The 17,550-nt window shown below is 70.2% G+C and carries 14 protein-coding genes; 4 read left to right on the plus strand and 10 right to left on the minus strand.

What is annotated here, in order from left to right:
- Positions 1 to 255 precede the first annotated feature (255 nt).
- The 3 genes from AAIL17_RS06645 (at position 256) to ligB (ending at position 5,989) form a co-directional block, all read left to right on the plus strand.
- A complete protein-coding gene (locus AAIL17_RS06645; RefSeq protein ID WP_424682037.1) occupies positions 256 to 3,078 on the plus strand; it encodes a TonB-dependent receptor plug domain-containing protein in 2,823 nt (940 codons plus the stop codon).
- A gap of 146 nt (positions 3,079 to 3,224) precedes the next feature.
- Positions 3,225 to 3,980 carry an NRDE family protein gene (locus AAIL17_RS06650; RefSeq protein WP_424682038.1) on the plus strand — a complete coding sequence of 252 codons (756 nt, stop codon included), beginning with the start codon at positions 3,225 to 3,227 and terminating at the stop codon, positions 3,978 to 3,980.
- A 323-nt stretch (positions 3,981 to 4,303) separates the two neighbouring features.
- Positions 4,304 to 5,989 carry an NAD-dependent DNA ligase LigB gene (ligB, locus tag AAIL17_RS06655; RefSeq protein ID WP_424682039.1) on the plus strand — a complete coding sequence of 562 codons (1,686 nt, stop codon included), beginning with the start codon at positions 4,304 to 4,306 and terminating at the stop codon, positions 5,987 to 5,989.
- Between the two features lie 138 nt (positions 5,990 to 6,127).
- Here the strand turns inward: ligB and AAIL17_RS06660 are convergent, their stop codons facing one another.
- The 7 genes from AAIL17_RS06660 to dinG form a co-directional block, all read right to left on the minus strand.
- The gene (locus AAIL17_RS06660; protein ID WP_424682053.1) at positions 6,128 to 6,526 is read right to left on the minus strand and encodes a YchJ family protein; all 399 of its coding nucleotides are present in this window, start codon (positions 6,524 to 6,526) and stop codon (positions 6,128 to 6,130) included.
- Between the two features lie 84 nt (positions 6,527 to 6,610).
- Positions 6,611 to 7,156: a lipocalin family protein gene (locus AAIL17_RS06665; RefSeq protein ID WP_424682040.1), complete on the minus strand. Its 546-nt coding sequence runs from the start codon at positions 7,154 to 7,156 to the stop codon at positions 6,611 to 6,613.
- Between the two features lie 137 nt (positions 7,157 to 7,293).
- A complete protein-coding gene (locus AAIL17_RS06670; protein WP_424682041.1) occupies positions 7,294 to 7,920 on the minus strand; it encodes a DUF938 domain-containing protein in 627 nt (208 codons plus the stop codon).
- 30 nt (positions 7,921 to 7,950) lie between these two features.
- On the minus strand, positions 7,951 to 8,148 hold the full coding sequence (locus AAIL17_RS06675) for a hypothetical protein (protein ID WP_231321914.1): 198 nt from the start codon (positions 8,146 to 8,148) through the stop codon (positions 7,951 to 7,953).
- 90 nt (positions 8,149 to 8,238) lie between these two features.
- Complete coding sequence (locus tag AAIL17_RS06680) at positions 8,239 to 8,826, minus strand: NnrU family protein (protein WP_424682042.1); 588 nt, start codon at positions 8,824 to 8,826, stop codon at positions 8,239 to 8,241.
- A 53-nt stretch (positions 8,827 to 8,879) separates the two neighbouring features.
- Complete coding sequence (locus AAIL17_RS06685; RefSeq protein WP_424682043.1) at positions 8,880 to 9,440, minus strand: HutD family protein; 561 nt, start codon at positions 9,438 to 9,440, stop codon at positions 8,880 to 8,882.
- Positions 9,441 to 9,508: 68 nt separating this feature from the next.
- Positions 9,509 to 11,614, minus strand: coding sequence for an ATP-dependent DNA helicase DinG (dinG, locus tag AAIL17_RS06690; protein ID WP_424682044.1), 2,106 nt, complete (start codon positions 11,612 to 11,614; stop codon positions 9,509 to 9,511).
- A gap of 219 nt (positions 11,615 to 11,833) precedes the next feature.
- On the opposite strand from dinG, the gene AAIL17_RS06695 reads away from it, so the two are divergent.
- Positions 11,834 to 14,773, plus strand: a complete 2,940-nt coding sequence (locus tag AAIL17_RS06695) for a bifunctional diguanylate cyclase/phosphodiesterase (RefSeq protein WP_424682045.1) — start codon at positions 11,834 to 11,836, stop codon at positions 14,771 to 14,773.
- Between the two features lie 222 nt (positions 14,774 to 14,995).
- On the opposite strand, the gene AAIL17_RS06700 is transcribed toward AAIL17_RS06695, so the two are convergent.
- The 3 genes from AAIL17_RS06700 to AAIL17_RS06710 all read right to left on the minus strand — a co-directional run.
- On the minus strand, positions 14,996 to 16,654 hold the full coding sequence (locus AAIL17_RS06700; protein ID WP_424682046.1) for an NAD(P)/FAD-dependent oxidoreductase: 1,659 nt from the start codon (positions 16,652 to 16,654) through the stop codon (positions 14,996 to 14,998).
- Between the two features lie 183 nt (positions 16,655 to 16,837).
- Entirely contained in the window at positions 16,838 to 17,050 is a 213-nt protein-coding gene (locus AAIL17_RS06705; protein ID WP_424682047.1) for a hypothetical protein, read from the minus strand.
- Between the two features lie 161 nt (positions 17,051 to 17,211).
- Positions 17,212 to 17,550 (minus strand): DUF1993 family protein (locus AAIL17_RS06710; RefSeq protein ID WP_424682048.1); only part of this gene is annotated, 339 nt, incomplete at its 5' end.

Genomic DNA, 17,550 nt, shown 5'->3' on the forward strand with positions numbered 1-17,550 from the left:
GGCGGCGGCGCCGGGCAACAGGCAGGCGCCTGTGTGTATGGACGTATGGGCGTCCATACGAGAACCATGCTCCGTTCGGGACGAAGGCGGCGGACACGCCTCGCGCCGTCGCAAATTCCTGCAACGTTAAGGACTTGTAGCAGTCGACGGAAAGTGGAAGACTCCAAGCCGCAACTCCCCTCGCCCGTCGAGCTGGTCGCTTGCATTCCTCCAGTCCCCGGGCGCGTTGCGCACCCACAACCGAGGACTCAAGTCATGAAGCCCAACAAGCTCGCGTTGGCGTTGGCTGGTTTGCTGTTGACGCCTCTAGGAACCGTTTCCGCCCAGACCACCGCGCCAGTCGCCCCCGCCGACAGCGCTCCCCCGCAGGACCAGCAGCCGCCCGACCAGCAGCAGGCGCAGCAGCTGCAGACCATCACCGTCACCGGTTCGGCGATCCCGCGCATCGACATGGAGACGCCCTCGCCGGTCACCGTGATCACCGCCGCGCAGATCCAGCGCAGCGGCCTGAAGACCGTATCGGATGTGGTGCGCGCGATCTCTGCCGACAACAGCGGTTCGATCCCGACCGCCTTCACCGCCGGCTTCGCCGCCGGTTCGGCCGGTGTGGCGCTGCGCGGCCTGACCGTGAACTCCACGCTGGTGCTGATCGACGGCCGCCGCTCGGCCAACTACCCGCTGGCGGACGACGGCCAGCGCACCTTCGTCGACCTCAACACCATCCCGGTCAACGCCATCGAGCGCATCGACGTGCTCAAGGACGGCGCTTCCTCGCTGTACGGTGCCGACGCGATCGCCGGCGTGGTCAACATCATCCTCAAGCACGACTACAAGGGTCTGGAAGGCACCGCCGAGGTCGGCACCTCGCAGCAGGGCGGCGGCACTACCCGCCGCGCCACGCTGCTGTTTGGTGGCGGCGACCTCCAGAAGAACGGCTGGAATGCCTACGGCAGCGTCGAGGCGCAGAAGGACGACCGCATCTGGGCGCGCGACCGCGGCTACCCGTACAACGCCGCCAACCTCAATCCCACCGGCGGCAGCAACTTCGACTGGGGCCAGCCCGGTTTCAACAACGGTTCGATCTATCCGATGGTGCAGCGCGCCGTGCTCGGCCCGAACGGTCCCGGCGGCATGCTGACCGGCACCGCCGCGCCCGGCGCGCTGTGGCAGCCGCTGGTGCCCTGCGGTCCCGGCACCACTCCGATCACCAATGCCGAGGGCAGCGGCTGCGAACAGAACCAGATCAACTACCTCGACCTTCAGCCCAAGCAGGAGCGCGTCGGCGTCTACGGCCGCCTGACCCTGAAGGTGGGCGACAGCAGCGAGGCCTACGTCAGCGGCAGCTACTACACCAACAAGGTCGAGGCGGCCGGCACGCCGCCGCAGATCCGCGCCGGCACGCCGGTGAACACCCGCTCGATCCTGCTGCCGGCGACCCTGCCCGACGGTTCGGACAACCCCAACAACCCGTTCCCGAACGATCCGGCCTTGATCACCTACGCCTTCGGCGGCATCCCCGGCGGCGGCAAGAACGAGAACCACAACCTGCGCATCGCCGGCGGCATCCACGGCATCTGGGGCGAGTGGAACTACGACAGCGCGCTGGTGTTCAGCCACAACACGCTGGACGTGGACAACTACGGCTTCCTCAACTACGCCGCGCTGATCAACGCGGTCAACAACGGCACCTACAACTTCGTCGACCCGTCGCAGAACTCGCCCGAGCTGCTGGCGCAACTGGCGCCGGTGCTGCACAAGCGCTCGACCACCGACCTGCAGTCGATCGACTTCCACGTGTCGCGTCCGCTGGCCGACCTGGCCGGCGGCTCGCTGGGCCTGGCGACCGGTATCGACGTGCGCCATGAGCAGCAGCACGATCCCGACCTCAACCCCGGTCTGCAGGCACAGGGCCTGGGCGTGGCGCACACCTTCGGCAGCCGCACCGTCGAAGGCCTCTACGCCGAGCTGGACGCGCCGTTCCTGGAGTCGCTGGAAGTGGACGTCTCCGGCCGCTTCGACCACTACTCCGACTTCGGCAACAACTTCTCGCCGAAGGTGGGCTTCAAGTGGAAGCCGATCGAGTCGCTGGCCGTGCGCGGCACCTGGTCCAAGGGCTTCCGCGCGCCGAGCTTCGCCGAGAACGGCTCGAGCGAATCGGAGGGCTTCGCCACCTACAACCTGCCCGACGACTACGCCGCGGCGCACGGCAACAACGCCTACGTGCGTCCCTACGGCCTGGCCTACGACACCATCGGCAACCCGAACATCCAGCCGGAGAAATCCAAGAGCTGGACCTTCGGCGTGCTGTGGCAGCCGCTGGACCAGTTCAGCGCCTCGGTGGACTACTACGACATCAAGAAGACCGGCGTGATCGGCCAGTTCGACACGCAGGCGGTGCTCGATGCCTACTTCGCGGGCCAGCCGCTGCCGCCGGGCTCGGCGATCATCCCCGACGTGCCCGACCCGCAGTTCCCGACCCTGCTGCCCAAGCCGGTGGTGGTGATGGCGCCGTACGTCAACCAGAACGCGCTGCAGACCAAGGGCGTGGACCTGGACCTGATCGGCAACTTCGACCTCGGCGGCAACGTGAAGCTGCGCAGCGAGTTCAACGCCACGCGCATCTTCGAGTGGAACCTCACGCTGCAGGACGGCACGGTGGAGCGCTTCGTCGGCACGCACGGACCGTATGCGCTGTCCTCTGGTGCGGGCACGCCCCGTGACCGCGCGTCGTGGTCGAACAGCCTGACCTTCGGCCAGGCCACCGTCACCGGCACGCTGTACTACACCAGCGCGATCAGCATGAGCGCGCCGGACAACGGCGAGGGCTGCATCTCCACCGACGACAACGGCAATCCGTTCCCGCCGAGCTGCCACGTCGCCTCGTTCACCTACTTCGACCTGACCGGCAGCTACGACTTCAACGACCACTTCGGGGTGTACGCATCGGTCCTCAATGCGTTCAACCGCAAGGCGCCGTTCGACCCGGCCAACTACGCCAGCAACAACTACAACCCGACCTGGGCGCAGCCGGGCATGGTCGGGCGGTTCTACACGGTCGGCGTGCGCTACAAGATGTAATCGCGTGATCGAAGCCTCTCCCCCGAAGTTGGGGGAGAGGAGTCGGTGAGGGGCTGCATGGCACGAAGGCCGGCATGGCGACGCTTCGCCTTGCCCCTCCCGTGCCGACCGTGCACAGTCGCAGGCATGACGCCGGAACCCCTCGCATGTGCCTGATCGCCTTCGCCTGGAACGCCCACCCGCGCTGGCGTCTGCTGTTGGCGGGCAACCGCGACGAATACCACGCCCGTCCCAGCACCCCGCTGGCGCGCTGGGACGATGCGCCGGTGATCGCCGGCCGCGACCTCGAGGCGGGCGGCACCTGGCTGGGCGTGAGTCCGGGTGGACGCTGCGCCACGGTGACCAACGTGCGCGACCCGCGCGATCCGCAGGCCGGCCTTTCGCGCGGCTGGCTGGTGACCGACTTCCTGCGTGGCGAAGCCGATGCCACCGCACATGCGCAGGCCTTGCGCGAGGTGGCCGCGCAGTACCGTCCGTTCAACCTGCTCACCTTCGATGCGCACGCCGCGTTCTACCTGGGCAACCGGCCGGGCCCGCGCGCGCAGGCGGTCACGCCCGGCCTGCACGGCCTGTCCAACGCCGACTTCAACACGCCCTGGCCGAAGACGCGCCTGCTGATGGCGCGCCTGCAGGCATGGCTGGAACAGGGAGACGTCGAGGATTTCGCACCGCTGTTCGCCGCGCTGGCGGACGAGCGAGCGGCCCTCGATGGCGAGTTGCCGGATACGGGCATCGGCCTCGAACGCGAGCGCTGGCTCTCCTCGGCCTTCATCCGCGGCGCCGACTACGGCACGCGGGCGAGCACGGTGGTGGCGATCGGGCACACGGGTCACGGACGGATCGTCGAGCGGCGGTTCGGTCCGAATGGACGTCCGGACGGCCAGGTGGAGATGGACTGGTAGCCATCCGCAAGCCCTTGCTCCCTCTCCCCTCCGGGGAGAGGGCTGGGGTGAGGGGTCGCTCTAGCGAGAGACTCCTGTCATGCCAGGTCTGTCATGAAAGATCACCCGCACGAATCCCTATTTACGCGAGCCCCGGCCCCTCACCCAGCCTCTCTTCGGAGGGGAGAGGTCTCAGACCGCGCGAGGTTGCCGCTCGTGGCGCGTAGGCATCACCCCGCGGACTGATCGGGCGCGTCCTACGCCATCGGTCGGACCGGTGCCACTGCGTCAGACCCGGTCGCCTCGCTAAGTTGCAGTGCTTGCCAAACGCTAAGGAACGCTCGATGCGACAAGGATGCCGCTGGTGGATGCTGGCCATGGGGCTGCTGGCCAGGCCATGCATGGCCGCGTGCCCGGCCTGGGACGTGCCGCGCGCCGCGCAGGAGCTGCAGGCGCTGCACGACCAGCTCGACCACTGGAACCACGCCTACCGCACCGAGGGCCGCTCGCCGGTCGACGATGCGATCTACGACCAGGCGTTGGCGCGCTACGAAGACTGGCGCGCCTGCTTCCCCGCGCAGGCCCCGCCGCCGTTGGTGCATCTGGCCGATGCCACGGGACCGGTACGCACGCCGGTGGCGCAGACCGGCCTGGCCAAACTGCATGATGCCGCCGCCGTGCAGGCCTGGATGGCGGCGCGCGGCCATGCCGATCTGTGGGTGCAACCGAAGGCCGACGGCGTGGCGGTGACGCTGCTGTACGTGGATGGCCAGTTGCGGCAGGCGGTCAGCCGCGGCGATGGGCTGCACGGTTCCGACTGGACCGGCCAGGTGCGCAAGATCGCCGCCGTGCCCAAGCGGCTGCCGCACGCGCCCGCGCGCGTGGTGCTGCAGGGCGAACTGGTCTGGTGGTTGCCCGGGCACCGGCAGGCGCACGACGGCGGCGTGCGCGCACGCGCCGACGTGGCCGGCGCGCTGGCGCGCGAGCCGTTCGATGCACAGGCGGCCGCGCACATCGGCCTGTTCGTGTGGGACTGGCCCAGCGGCCCCCAAGACATGCAGGCGCGCCTGGCCGGCCTGCAGGCGATGGGCCTGGGCGCCAGCGCGGTGCTGACCCATCCGGTGCACGACCTGGCCGGGGTGCGCCAGTGGCGCGAGCGCTGGTATCGCCAGCCGCTGCCCTTCGCCACCGACGGCACCGTGCTGCGGCAGGGCCATCGGCCGCGTGCACGGGACTGGCAGCCGGCGCCGCCCGACTGGGCAGTGGCATGGAAATACCCGCCCGCCACGGCGCTCGCCACCGTGCGCGCGGTGGACTTCCGCCGCGGCCGGCGCGGCGGCATCAGCGTGGTGCTGGAGCTCGATCCGGTAGTGCTGGACGACCGCACGGTGCAGCGCGTCAGCGTCGGCTCGCTGGCGCACTGGCGCCAGCTCGATGCGCGGCCGGGTGACCAGGTGTCGATCTCGCTGGCAGGCCTGACCATTCCGCGCTTCGACGCGGTGGTGTGGCGCACCCGCGAACGCGCCGCCGTAGCCGTGCCCGACGCTACCGACCGCGACGGGCTGGACTGCTGGCATCCGCAGGCCGGGTGCCGGCGCCAGTTCCTGGCACGGCTGGTGTGGCTGGGCGGGCGGCAGGGTCTACGCATCGACGGCATCGGCGAAACGACCTGGCGCGCGCTGGTCGATGCGGGGCAGCTACGCGGCCTGCTCGACTGGCTCGGCCTGACGCCGGCGCAACTGGCTGCGGTGCCGGGCATCGGCCCGGCGCGCGCGGCGCGCCTGGCGCAGGCCTTCGAAGGCGCGCGCCGTGAAAGCTTCGACCACTGGCTGCGCGCGCTGGGCATGCCACCCGCCGGCCAGGCCGGGTTGCCCGACTGGGCCACGCTGGCCAGCCGCAGCACCGCCGAGTGGGAGGACCAGCCAGGCGTCGGCCCGGGCCGCGCCGCCCGGTTGCACGCCTTCTTCCACCATCCGGACGTGGTGAAGCTGGCCGCCCGGCTGCATGCGGCCGGCACGGCCGGCTTCTGAATCGGGCGTACGGCCTTTGTGGAACGACGGACAAAGCGTGGTTTTCCGAGCTGCAAGTGCGCCTGTGCACGACCGGCGCGGCGAGGGCAGCTTGCGGCACCAGTCGTCCGGGCGGATTCCGCAGCAGCCCGCCCCCGCTTAGGTCAGGATCTCGCCGTCGAGGTAATACCAGCGTCCGTCCTCGCGCACGAAGCGACTCACCTCATGCATCCGCTGCGCACGTCCGCCGCCGTAGCGCAGCCGGGCGACGAACTCGACCACCGCCTCGGTGGCGCCGCCCTGGTGGCGCTTGACCGACAGCCCGAGCCAGCTCGGTGACGGCTGCTGCGTGGCCAGCTTCAGGTGCGCCGGGCGCGTGCTGGGGTGCCAGGTGGCCAGTAGGTAATCCTCGCGCTTGAGCACGTAGGCGCTGTAGCGCGAACGCATCAGCGCCTCGGCAGTCGGCGCGGGCGAGCCTTCGTGCAATGGACCGCAGCAATGCATGTAACCCTCGGCGTTGCCGCAGGGACAGGGGGTGAGGGTGTCGACGGCGCGCACGTGGGGCGGGATTTCATCGGAAGGCACGACAGCCATCCTGCCGCCTCGGCCGGAAATTGCAAACCTGCCCGCCGCGCGCGGCGTTCAATCCATGCGCTGGCGCGACATCAGCAACGGCGCCAGGTCGTAGCCCATGCGCCGGGCGGTCGCCTTGAGTTCTTCAAGCAGGTGGTAGTCCATGCGTGCCTCGCGGCCGAGGATCCACAGATGGCGTCGGCGTGGTTCGCCGACCAGCGCCCAGCGGTAGTCGCGGTCCAGCCCGATCACCCAGTGCTCGTTCCACACGAAGCGCAGCCGCTCCAGCCAGGCCGGTGCGAAGCGCAACTGCAGCTTGGCCGGGTCGCGCAGCCGCTCGGGCTGGCGCGCCACGCCATGCACTTCGCTGAGGCGCCCATCGCCGGTGCGGCAGGCGCTGTGCACCGCGATCAGCCCGTCGTCGCGCGAGGCGTATTCCAGCGTGAGCTCGCCGGCGCAGCGCCGCTGGAACGGCAACGGCAACCAGGCGACGCCGTACCAGCGGCCGAGAAAGCGGTCCAGGTCCAGCCATGGCACCGCCTGGACGCCGCGCGATGTCATGCGGCCGGCGCCCGACGGGCGCGGCAACGATCGTCTGCCTGTGTGCTGCTGCATGGCTGCTCCCCGGGCGCACGAACGGCTCCCATCAAGCACGCGCGACGATCAACCTGGCGTCAAACGCGGATGCGCGGCGTGCCGGCGCCGGCCACCGGTTTCTCCGGATCGCCGGGCGTGTGGCGAGCGACCCGCCGCTAGGCGATGCCGGGCAGATCGCCGCCCGCCGCCGGCAAGCGACGCCGCCACACCAGGCAACGGTTGTTGGCCGGCATGGCGTGGTCCTGCGCCAGCGCAAAGCCTGCCGCCCGCGCCAGCATGTCCACCGCCTCGGCGTCGCGCAGGCCCATGCGGGAATCGCGCGCCTTCAGCGCGCGGTCGAAGTCGGCATTGCTGTCGCTGGTGTAGCGGCCGTCACGGTTGAACGGGCCGTAGATCGCCAGTACCGCCCCGTCGCCGGCGACCGCCGGCAGGCAGGCGAACAGGCGTTCGACCTCCGGCCAGCCCATGATGTGCAGCGTGTTGGCGCTGAACACCGCGTCGTAGCGGGCATGCGGCCAGGTACCGGCGACGTCCAGCTCCAGCGGCGCGGGCGTGTTCGGCAGCGCGGCTTCCGCGAGCCACGCGCGAATCCCGGGCAGCTGCTCCGTGCGGTCGGAGCACTGCCAGTCGAGCCACGGCATCGCCGCGGCGAAATGCACTGCGTGCTGGCCGGTACCGCTGCCGATCTCCAGCACGTGCCTGCATCGTGCGAACGCCGCGCGCAGCACGTCCAGGATCGGTTCGCGGTTGCGTTCGCAGGCGGGCGCGAACGGCTTGTCCACGACGGCTGGCAGCAGGCCGGGCGAGCGGGTTCAGGCCGGGCGGCCGCGCAGCACGCGGGCGGGCAGCATCAGCAGCGCGCCGAGGAAGGCGAACACCGCGTGCAACGTGATGCCGACCAGCCGGAACGGCAGCGAGATCAGCCACACGATCGGCCAGAGCACCAGCGCCAGCAGCGCAAGCGGCCAGCAGAACACGAGCAGCAGCAGCCAGAGCAGGAAACCGACCATGACCTGTCCTCGATTGGTGGGTAATGGGTGGTGGGGAGTCCGACTTTAGCGCGCACCGGGGCCGTCGCGTAGATGACTCCCGGCACCGTCTCAGTGCATGCCGGGCATCGGGTCCACGCCGATCAGCCAGCGATGCAGCCAGAACGCGAACACCAGCCAGGCTGCCGTGCCGATCGCCACCGCCAGCGTGTCGCCGCGCAGCGTGCCGGCCGCATAGCGCACGCCGGCCAGCCGGTCGCGCTGGCGCAGCCACACGGCCATCGGCAGCGCCCATGACAGGAACGCGCCGAACAGCACCACGTCGTGCAGCATGCCGGTGGCGAGCAGGTGGCCGGAGGCCCACACCACCACGCCCAGCAGCATCGGATGGCCCAGCGCCGACTTGATGTGGTTGCGCGGCACGTACGCCGCCGCCAGCAGCACGAAGGCGACCAGCGTGAACAATGCGTTGAGGTGGTCCATCGCCTGCGGCGGCGCATACAGCATCAGCGGCAACTGCCGCGCGCGACCGAAGCCGAAGCAGACCAGCACCAGGCCGACCAGCGCCACCAGGGCGAACGCCGCTTTCCATGGCCGCTCGCCGAACCGATCGATCTTCCGCTGCCGCCAGCGCGGAAAGATCACCGGCAACACGTGCACACCGAGGAACACGAACAGGCCGTAGATCATGAGCTGCATGGTGCTTCTCCTTCGGGCGAAGCCCGATCATAGGCGTCCGTGGTCCGGAGCGTTCAGTCCACGGGTGCCGCCTCCACCGCGAGCACCACGCTCTGCGGCGCCAGTTCGAGCCGCGCCGGCGCCGGCGCTGCAGGCAACCAGGCATCGCCGGCCTCGAGTACCTGCTCATCCAGCCGCAGCCGGCCGCGCGCGCAATAGAGCAGCACGGTATGCCGCCGCAGCACGGCGTCGGCAGCCCCGCGCCAGACCTCGACGCGACCACGGATGCGGCCACGGCGCACCATCAGGTTGAAATCGCGGGTGGGGCCGCCGGCCAGCGTCACCACCACCTGTGCCTCGCCGACAAAGGCGAACGGCGCGAACGGTTCGGTCAACGCGTGGGTGCGGCCGTCGTCCAGCGCCATGCTGAAACCCTCGCCATCGAGCAGCACGATGGTGCGGTCGATCCCCGGGAAGGCGGAGAACGGCGCGGCGCTGTCGACCTCGGCCACGCTCACCCGCCAGAGGAAGTCGTCCATGCCGGCGCCGGGGGGCTGCACCGCCAGTTCGCGGGTGCGGCCCAGGCCGTTCTTCCAGGGACGGGATGGACAGTCGTGCAGATGCAGGATGGGCATGGGAGCCATTGTAGGGTGGGCTTCAGCCCACCGCCGACACCGCCAGCGCGCGCGGGCCGCAGCCCTTCCTACGCCACGCGCTCGATCACCTGCCGGAACGGCGGCAGGGCACGCAGCATGCCGGCGCCATAGCGCTTGGTGACCACGCGCCGGTCCAGCAGCACGATGCGGCCGCGGTCGGTCTCGCTGCGGATCAGGCGGCCGCAGTACTGCGTGAGCAGCCGCGTGGCCTCGGGAATGCTCACTTCCAGGAACGGGTTGCGTCCGCGCGATTCCAGCCACTCGGCGTAGGTCGCGCCGACCGGGTCGGTCGGCACGGCGAACGGCAGCTGGGTGATCACCACCGTCTCGCACAGCTTGCCGGGCAGGTCCAGGCCTTCGCCGAAGGAGGCCAGCCCGAACAGCGTGCTGCCCTTGCCCGATTCGACGTCGGCGACGTGCTCGGCGATCAGCTGCGCTTTGCCCAGCGAGCCTTGCGCGCGCACCTTGCGCACCTTGTCGATCGGCAGCCGTTGCAGCACGCGGTCGAGCTTGGCGCGCGAGGTGAACAGCACCAGGTTGCCGGCGCTCCAGTCCAGGTGTTCGGCCAGCCAGTCGCAGATCGCCTGCGCGTGCGCCTCGCGCGCGTCGGGCAGCACATCGATCGCCGGCACCTCCAGCCGCGCCTGCGCGGACAGGTCGAACGGCGAGGGCAGGCTCAAGGTGACGGCTTCGTCCGGCAGCCCGACCGCATCGGCGAAGCCGCGGAAGTTGCCGCCGGCGCTCAGCGTGGCCGAGGTCAGCACCACGCCGCTGGCGTTGCCCCACAGCACGTGGCGCAGCAGGCCGCCGGCGGAGACGGACGAGGCGTGGCAGACCAGTTGCTGGTCGCCGGCGAGCGTGACCCAGCGCGCCAGCGGCGGTGCGTTGTCGGCATCGTCGCCGGCCCAGGCGCGCCAGGTGCGTTCCTGCCGGTCCAGCCGCTCCAGCGCCATGCCCAGCTCGCGCGCGAGCGCTTCCTGGGTCGGGCCGCCATCGGTCATCTCCACTACCGCGCGGCGCACGGCGGTCAGCCAGCGCTGGATCTCGGCGGTCTGCGCGTGCAGCGCCTGCGCCTGCATCACCCAGTCCTCCGGCAACTGGCCGAGCGAGCCGCGGTAGACCGGTTCGCTCTGGGCCGGATCGGGCAGCCAGGCCAGGCGGATCGCCTTTTCCAGTTCCTCCAGGCCGTCGGAGAGTTCCTGCAGCTTGGCATCGCCCGCGTCGAGGGCGAGCTTGCCCAGCGATTCCTTGTCGGTGAGCGAATAGGCCGCGTGCACCTGGCGCGCCAGGCGGCTCAACTGGCGCACGCTGGCGCCCAGGTACACCTCGGCGGCGCCGCGGTCGATCGCCTTGGCCGGCACGTGGTGCGCCTCGTCGAACACGTACACCGTCTCGGCGGGCTTGGGCAGGATCACGCCGCCCCAGCCTTCGTCCTCGCCGGGCATGGTCAGGTCGGCCAGCACCAGGTCCTGGTTGGCGACGATCAGCTCGGCGTCGGCCACCGCGCGGCGCGCGGCGAAGAACGGGCAATTCATGAAGTGGATGCACTTGCGCCCGGTGCAGCCGCCCGCGCTGGTGGTCAGCATGGGCTTGAGGAAATCGCCGACCGCCTCCGGCGCAGCGTCCATGTCGCCGTTCCACTCGCCGCACTCGAACGCGCCGGCGAGCTTGGACAGCGCCTGCTTGTCGCGTTCGGCCGGCGGCTTGGACCACAGCGCCAGATCCGCGTCGAAACCCAGGCCGAGCTGGCCGGCCTCGGCCCCCATGCTCTGGCGCGCCATCGCCAGGTTGCGCGGGCACAGGTAGCGGCCGCGACCCTTGGCCAGCGCCACCTTGGCCTCGTGGCCGGAAAGCTTCAGATAGAGCGGAATGTCGCGCTCGACCAGTTGTTCCTGCAGCGCCACCGTGGCGGTGGCGATCAGCAGCTTCTTTTTCTGCGCGCGCGCTACCTCCATGCCGGCGATCAGGTAGGCCATGGATTTGCCGGTGCCGGTGGGCGCCTCGATCGCCGCCGCGCCGCCCTCGGCCGCCAGCGCCTTGGCCACCTCGGCGATCATCCGCCCCTGCGCGGCACGCGGGCGGAAGCCGGGCAGGCCTTCCTTCAGGCGCGCGTAGGCGGCGCGGATCGCGTCCTTGGTGGCATCGGTGAGCATCGCGTGATTCTACCGGCCGCCAGCCGGTGCCGGGCGTGCCTGCGCCGCATCCACGCGACTCAAGATACGGTGGTTTTCGCCGATCTTGTGGTAAGCATCAGGGGGCAGGCACGAGCGAGGGCAGTACGCTATTCCCATGAAGCGGCGCGGTTGCAATGTGGGGACGCATCGCCGGGCCGGTCGCTGCGGCGGCCGCGCGGGACGGAGCCGCCTGCGCGCATGAACCTTCGCGCCACGCCCCTGCCGCCGCATGATGGTCAGGCCGCCTGGCTGATCCGGCTGGTGGACGCCACCACGCCGAACGAGGTGGCGGTGGTCATCGCCGCGTTCGCGCAGGCGCTCGCCGGCTGCCGCGACGCCACCGTCGCCTGGACCAGCAGCGGCCTGCCGCGCGCACACCGCAGTGGCGGCGCGCCGGACCATGCACGCATTGGCCGGGCCCGGGCAAGGCTGGCGCAGGGCGCGCAGGACGTCGTCGCCGACGGCCCCGAGCTGGCAGTGCGCCTGTTGCCGCGGGAACGGGCGATCCTGCTGCTCGAGCTGGAGCGCGGCCAGGCACCCGAGCCCTTGCTTGCCCAGCTGCGTCCCTTCCTTGAGCTGGCCGATGCGCACCTGCATCGGGCCATCAGGTTGGCCGACCTGGAGGACTCGCACGAGCAACTGGTGCGTTCGGAAGCCCTGCAGCGCGCGCTGTTCGCGATCTCCGACCTGGCTGGTTCCGAACTGGACATGCCCGAGATGCTCAAGCGCATCCACGGCATCATCAGCTCGCTGATGTACGGCGAGAACTTCTTCATCGTGCGCAGCGATCCGCAGCGCGGCACGATGCGCTTCCTCTACTACGCCGACGTCGAAGACACCGACGCGCCCGACACCAGCCACGATTTTCCGCTGGAAAGCATCCGCGACTCGATGACCTGGCACCTGCTCACCGGCGGCAAGGCGCTGATGGGCAGTCTGGAGGCGATCCGCCGCCAGGTGACCGGCACCTTCTCGCCTTCGGGGCCCGAGGCGATCGACTGGCTCGGTGTGCCGATGCTGCGCGACGGTCAGGTGCACGGCGCGCTGGTGGTGCAGAGCTACCAGGCCGGCATGGGCTTTTCCGAGGAGGACCGCGCGCTGCTGGAATTCGTCGGCAGCCACGTGCTCACCGCGCTGGAGCGCAAGCAGAGCAAGGACGAACTGGAGGAGCGCGTGCGCCTGCGCACGCAGGAGCTGGCCGCCGCCAACCGCGGCCTGCAGCAGGAAGTGCTCGAGCGCCAGCGCGCCGAGCGGCTGCAGGCCACGCTGTTCCACCTGGCGCAACTGGCCACCGCCGACATCGACGAGAACGCGTTCTACGAACAGACCCATGCGGTGGTCGGCGAGCTGATCAACGCGGAGAACTTCTTCATCGCGCTGCTCTCGGACGACCGCAAGAACCTGGTGTTTCCCTATTACGTCGACGCCGGCGTGCGCAAGGCGCAGGAGCGTCCGCTCGGGCGCGGCCTGTCCGAGTACGTGCTGCGCAGCGGCCGGCCGCTGCTGGGCTTCCACGACGACATGGCGGCGCTGGCCGAGCGGGGCGAGGTCGACCTGCAACGCGTGGGCCGGCCGGCGGAATGCTGGCTGGGCGTGCCGCTGCGGGTCGACGAGGAGGTGATCGGCCTGGTCACCGTGCAGAGCTACACGCCCTCGGTCGGCTACGACCAGGCCGACCAGGAACTGCTCACCTTCGTGGCGATGCAGATCGCCAACAGCATCCATCGCCGCCGTGCGGCGGCCTCGCTGCAGCGCGCCTACGCGGAACTGGAACTGCGTGTGGCCGAGCGCACGTCCGAGCTGCGCCTGGAGATCACCGAGCGCGAGCGCATCCAGGACCAGCTCAAGCACGAGGTGATGCACGACGCGCTGACCGGCCTGCCCAACCGCGGCTTCCTGCGCGACCGGCTGGAACGCGTGTTGAGCATCCTGCAACGCGAGCCGGGCAGGCGCTGCGCGCTGCTCTATCTGGACGTGGACCGCTTCAAGGTGATCAACGACAGCCTCGGCCACTTGGCCGGCGATGCCTTCCTCAAGGCGATCGCGCAGCGCCTGCACGATTGCGTGCGCGAGCCGGACGTGGTGGCGCGGCTGTCCGGCGACGAGTTCGCGATCCTGCTGGAGGACGTGGAAATTCCCGCCGCCGCAGTGGCGGTGGCGCAGCGCGTGCTCGCCGCGCTGAGCGTGCCGCTGCAGGTCGCCGGGCGCGAGCTGGCGCCCTCGGCCAGCATGGGCATCGCCATCGGCGACAACAGCTACGTCACTGCCGACGAGGTGCTGCGCGACGCCGACATCGCGCTCTACCGCGCCAAGGAGCAGGGCCGCAACCGCTACGAGCTGTTCGACGAGACGCTGGCCAAGAACGTCGTCGACGTGCTGATGATGGAAGGCGAGCTGCGCCAGGCCTTGCAGCGCGACGAGTTCGAGCCCTACCTGCAGCCGTTCTGCCGGCTCGGCGACGGCGCGGTGGTCGGCTACGAGGCGCTGCTGCGCTGGAACCATCCGCTGCTGGGCGTGCTCGGTCCGGCGGATTTCCTCAAGGTGGCGCAGGACAGCGGGCACATCGAGACGATCGATTGGCGGCTGTTCGAGCGCGGCTGCGAGCGCTTCCTGCAACTGCCGGACAAGGAAACCTTCCTCACCTTCAACGTCTCCGCGCTGCACCTGCGCCACGGCGATTTCGACGCGCGCCTGGTGCGCCTGCTCGAACGCACCGGGCTGCCGCCGTGGCGGCTGATCGTGGAGGTCACCGAAGGCTCGCTGCTGGACAATCCCGAGCAGGTGCGCACGATGCTCGAGCGGCTGCGCGCGATCGGCGTGGGCGCGGCGCTGGACGACTTCGGCACGGGTTATTCCTCGCTGAGCTACCTGCACTCGCTGCCGTTGCGCATGCTCAAGATCGATCGCGCGTTCGTGCACGCGCTGGGCGAGGACGAGCACACCACCGCGACCACGGTGGTCGCCGCGATCCTGGCGTTGGCGCGCGCGCTGGGCATCCAGGTGATTGCCGAAGGCATCGAGACGCCGGCGCAATGCCAGGCGCTGCTGGAGATGGGCTGCGAACTGGGGCAGGGCTACCTGCTCGGGCGGCCGGCGCCGATCGGGCAGTGGCTGGCGCGCGAGCGCGACGCGGAGTGAAGCCAACCTCACGGGTGATGCCGCTTTTGCTCCCTCTCTCCTACGGGGGAGAGGGCTGGGGTGAGGGGACGCTCTGGCGGTGAGCTTTCCCGCGAAGCGACTTTTCGTCCCTCACGAACGCACTGAGCGCGTTCCCCGCGAGCCCCGGCCCCTCACCCAAACCCTCTCCCCGGGGGGAGAGGGCTTCACATCGGGCGAGATTCCACCACACGACGGCGCCAGTTATCGCGATGCGTTAATCGCCACCGCCACCGCCTCCGCCACGCGGATCCCGTCCACCGCCGCCGACAGGATGCCGCCGGCGTAACCGGCGCCCTCGCCAGCGGGGAACAGGCCGCGCGTGTTGAGGCTCTGGTAGTCGCCTTCGCCGCGCCGGATGCGCACAGGTGAGGACGTGCGCGTCTCCACCCCGGTCAGCACCGCGTCGTGCATGGAGAAGCCGCGGATCTGCCGGTCGAACATCGGCAAGGCCTCGCGGATCGCGCCGATGGCGTAGTCCGGCAGCGCGGTGGAGAGGTCGGTCAGGTGCACGCCCGGCTTGTACGAGGGCAGCACCTCGCCGAGCGCCTGCGACGGCCGCGCGGCGAGGAAATCGCCCACCCGCTGCGCCGGCGCGCTGTAGTCGCCGCCGCCCATCGCGAACGCATGCGACTCCCAGTGCCGCTGCAGCGCGATGCCGGCCAGCGGCCCCTCGCCATAGGGCACGAAATCCTCCGGCGTGATGCCGCAGACGATCGCCGCATTGGCGTTGCGCTCGTTGCGCGAGTACTGGCTCATGCCGTTGGTGACCACGCGCCCCGGCTCGGAAGTGGCGGCCACCACCGTGCCGCCCGGACACATGCAGAAGCTGTACACCGAACGTCCGCTCTGGCCCGGCCCGCTCCCGTGTGGTTTGGCGCCGTGGTGCACCAGCTTGTAGTCGGCCGCGCCCAGGATCGGATGGCCGGCCTGCGGGCCGAAGCGTGCGCGGTCGATCACCGATTGCGGATGCTCGATGCGGAAGCCGATCGAGAACGGCTTGGCTTCCAGGTAGACGCCGCGCGCATGCAGCATCTCGAAGGTGTCGCGCGCGCTGTGGCCGATCGCCAGCACGACGTGGTCCGAGCGCAGTTCGTCGCCGTCGGCCAGCCGCACGCCGCGCACCTGGCGCGTGCCGTCCGCATCGATTTCGACCCGCAGGTCCTCCACGCGCTGGTCGAAACGGATCTCGCCGCCGAGCGCCTGGATGGTCGCGCGCATGTTTTCCACCATTGTCACCAGCCGGAAGGTGCCGATGTGCGGCTTGCTGACGTAGAGGATTTCCTCCGGTGCGCCCGCCTTGACGAACTCGGTCAGCACCTTGCGCCCGTGGTGGTGCGGGTCGGAGATCTGGCTGTGCAGCTTGCCGTCGGAGAAGGTGCCGGCGCCGCCTTCGCCGAACTGCACGTTCGATTCGGGATGCAGGTTGCGCTTGCGCCACAGGTCCCAGGTGTCCCTGGTGCGCTCGCGCACCGCCTTGCCGCGGTCGAGCACGATCGGACGGAAGCCCATTTCCGCCAGGATCAGCGCCGCGAAGATGCCGCAGGGGCCGAAGCCGACCACCACCGGCCGATGCGCCAGCCGCTCCGGTGCGCGCGCTACCGGGTGGTAGCTCGTGTCGGGCGTGGGCTGCACGTGGCGGTCGTCGGCGAAGCGCGCGAGCACGGCGGCCTCGTCGGCCACCTCCACGTCCAGCGTGTAGATCAGCGCGATCGCGCCGCGCTTGCGCGCGTCGTAGCCGCGGCGGAACACGCTCACGCCGCGCAGCGCGGCGGCCGGCAGCTTCAGGCGCGCACGGACCGACTCCGCCAGGGCTTCAGGCGGATGGTCGAGGGGAAGCTTCAGGTCGGTCAGTCGCAGCATGGGTTCGCACGGTCAGGCTGCCACGACCGGTGCGGCCGGGTTACGCCAGGCCGCGTATTGTCCGTGCGCAAGGCTCGCCGCGACAAGGCAGGCGCGCCGGGTGACACGCCGTGGCAGCCTTTGCCGTCAGGCGTTCGGGCCGCCGCGTCCGCGGCGCCGGGGAAAAGTGACGCAACACGCCACTCACGCCGCGAGGATGGTCCGGAACTGCTCGCCGGTGGCCTGCGGGTGCAGCAGCACCACGCGCGAGCCGTACTTGCGCGCCGCCGGCGTGCACAGCGCGCCATCGTCGGTGACCACCGCCAGCGGCGTGGGATGGCGCGGATCGAGCGGGCGTCGGTAGATCAGGCCGTGCTGCGGCCCGCCGGCGATGATGCATTCGAGGTACTGGTCCATGGGATCGGCCCGGTGGTGGAGACTCGGGCCAGGACAAGCAGGGCGCGCGCCACCCAGCCAAGACGAATGTGCGGTCGATCACGCTTCGGAACATGTCGGAAAACCGACGCCGCGCATGGGTTCAGCAAGGCGCGACGGCGAACCGCCGCGCCCGGTGTTCGCTACTGCTGCGCGCCGGCGATGAAGTCGGTCTTGCCCAGCTCCGCGCCCGCCTCGCGCAGGATCACGTAGGTGGTGGTGCAGTGGAAGTAGAGGTTCGGGATCACGAAGCCGAACAGGTAGTCCTTGCCCTTGAAGTCCATCTCGCCGTTGCGCATCTTCAGGTGGATGTCGCGGCCCTCGCTGCCGTCGATCTGCTCGGCCTTGAAGCCCTGGACATAGTCGATCGCGCGCTGGATGCGCGCGTAGAGCTGCTCGAGCGTGGTCTCGTTGTCCTCGAACGAGGCCGGCTCCACGCCGGCGAGGGGGGGGGGGGGAGGAGCGGACATCGTGGCAGCACG

Source organism: Frateuria sp. YIM B11624 (assembly GCF_049727805.1).
Taxonomy (GTDB): domain Bacteria; phylum Pseudomonadota; class Gammaproteobacteria; order Xanthomonadales; family Rhodanobacteraceae; genus Frateuria_A.

Bases quoted from the DNA above. Each gene is read 5' to 3' on its own strand.
- AAIL17_RS06645 (WP_424682037.1), top strand. From the start codon at position 256: ATGAAGCCCAACAAGCTCGCGTTGGCGTTGGCTGGTTTGCTGTTGACG.
- AAIL17_RS06650 (WP_424682038.1), top strand. From the start codon at position 3,225: ATGTGCCTGATCGCCTTCGCCTGGAACGCCCACCCGCGCTGGCGTCTG.
- ligB (WP_424682039.1), top strand. From the start codon at position 4,304: ATGCGACAAGGATGCCGCTGGTGGATGCTGGCCATGGGGCTGCTGGCC.
- AAIL17_RS06665 (WP_424682040.1), bottom strand. From the start codon at position 7,156: ATGCAGCAGCACACAGGCAGACGATCGTTGCCGCGCCCGTCGGGCGCC.
- AAIL17_RS06675 (WP_231321914.1), bottom strand. From the start codon at position 8,148: ATGGTCGGTTTCCTGCTCTGGCTGCTGCTGCTCGTGTTCTGCTGGCCG.
- AAIL17_RS06680 (WP_424682042.1), bottom strand. From the start codon at position 8,826: ATGCAGCTCATGATCTACGGCCTGTTCGTGTTCCTCGGTGTGCACGTG.
- AAIL17_RS06685 (WP_424682043.1), bottom strand. From the start codon at position 9,440: ATGCCCATCCTGCATCTGCACGACTGTCCATCCCGTCCCTGGAAGAAC.
- dinG (WP_424682044.1), bottom strand. From the start codon at position 11,614: ATGCTCACCGATGCCACCAAGGACGCGATCCGCGCCGCCTACGCGCGC.
- AAIL17_RS06695 (WP_424682045.1), top strand. From the start codon at position 11,834: ATGAACCTTCGCGCCACGCCCCTGCCGCCGCATGATGGTCAGGCCGCC.
- AAIL17_RS06700 (WP_424682046.1), bottom strand. From the start codon at position 16,654: ATGCTGCGACTGACCGACCTGAAGCTTCCCCTCGACCATCCGCCTGAA.
- AAIL17_RS06705 (WP_424682047.1), bottom strand. From the start codon at position 17,050: ATGGACCAGTACCTCGAATGCATCATCGCCGGCGGGCCGCAGCACGGC.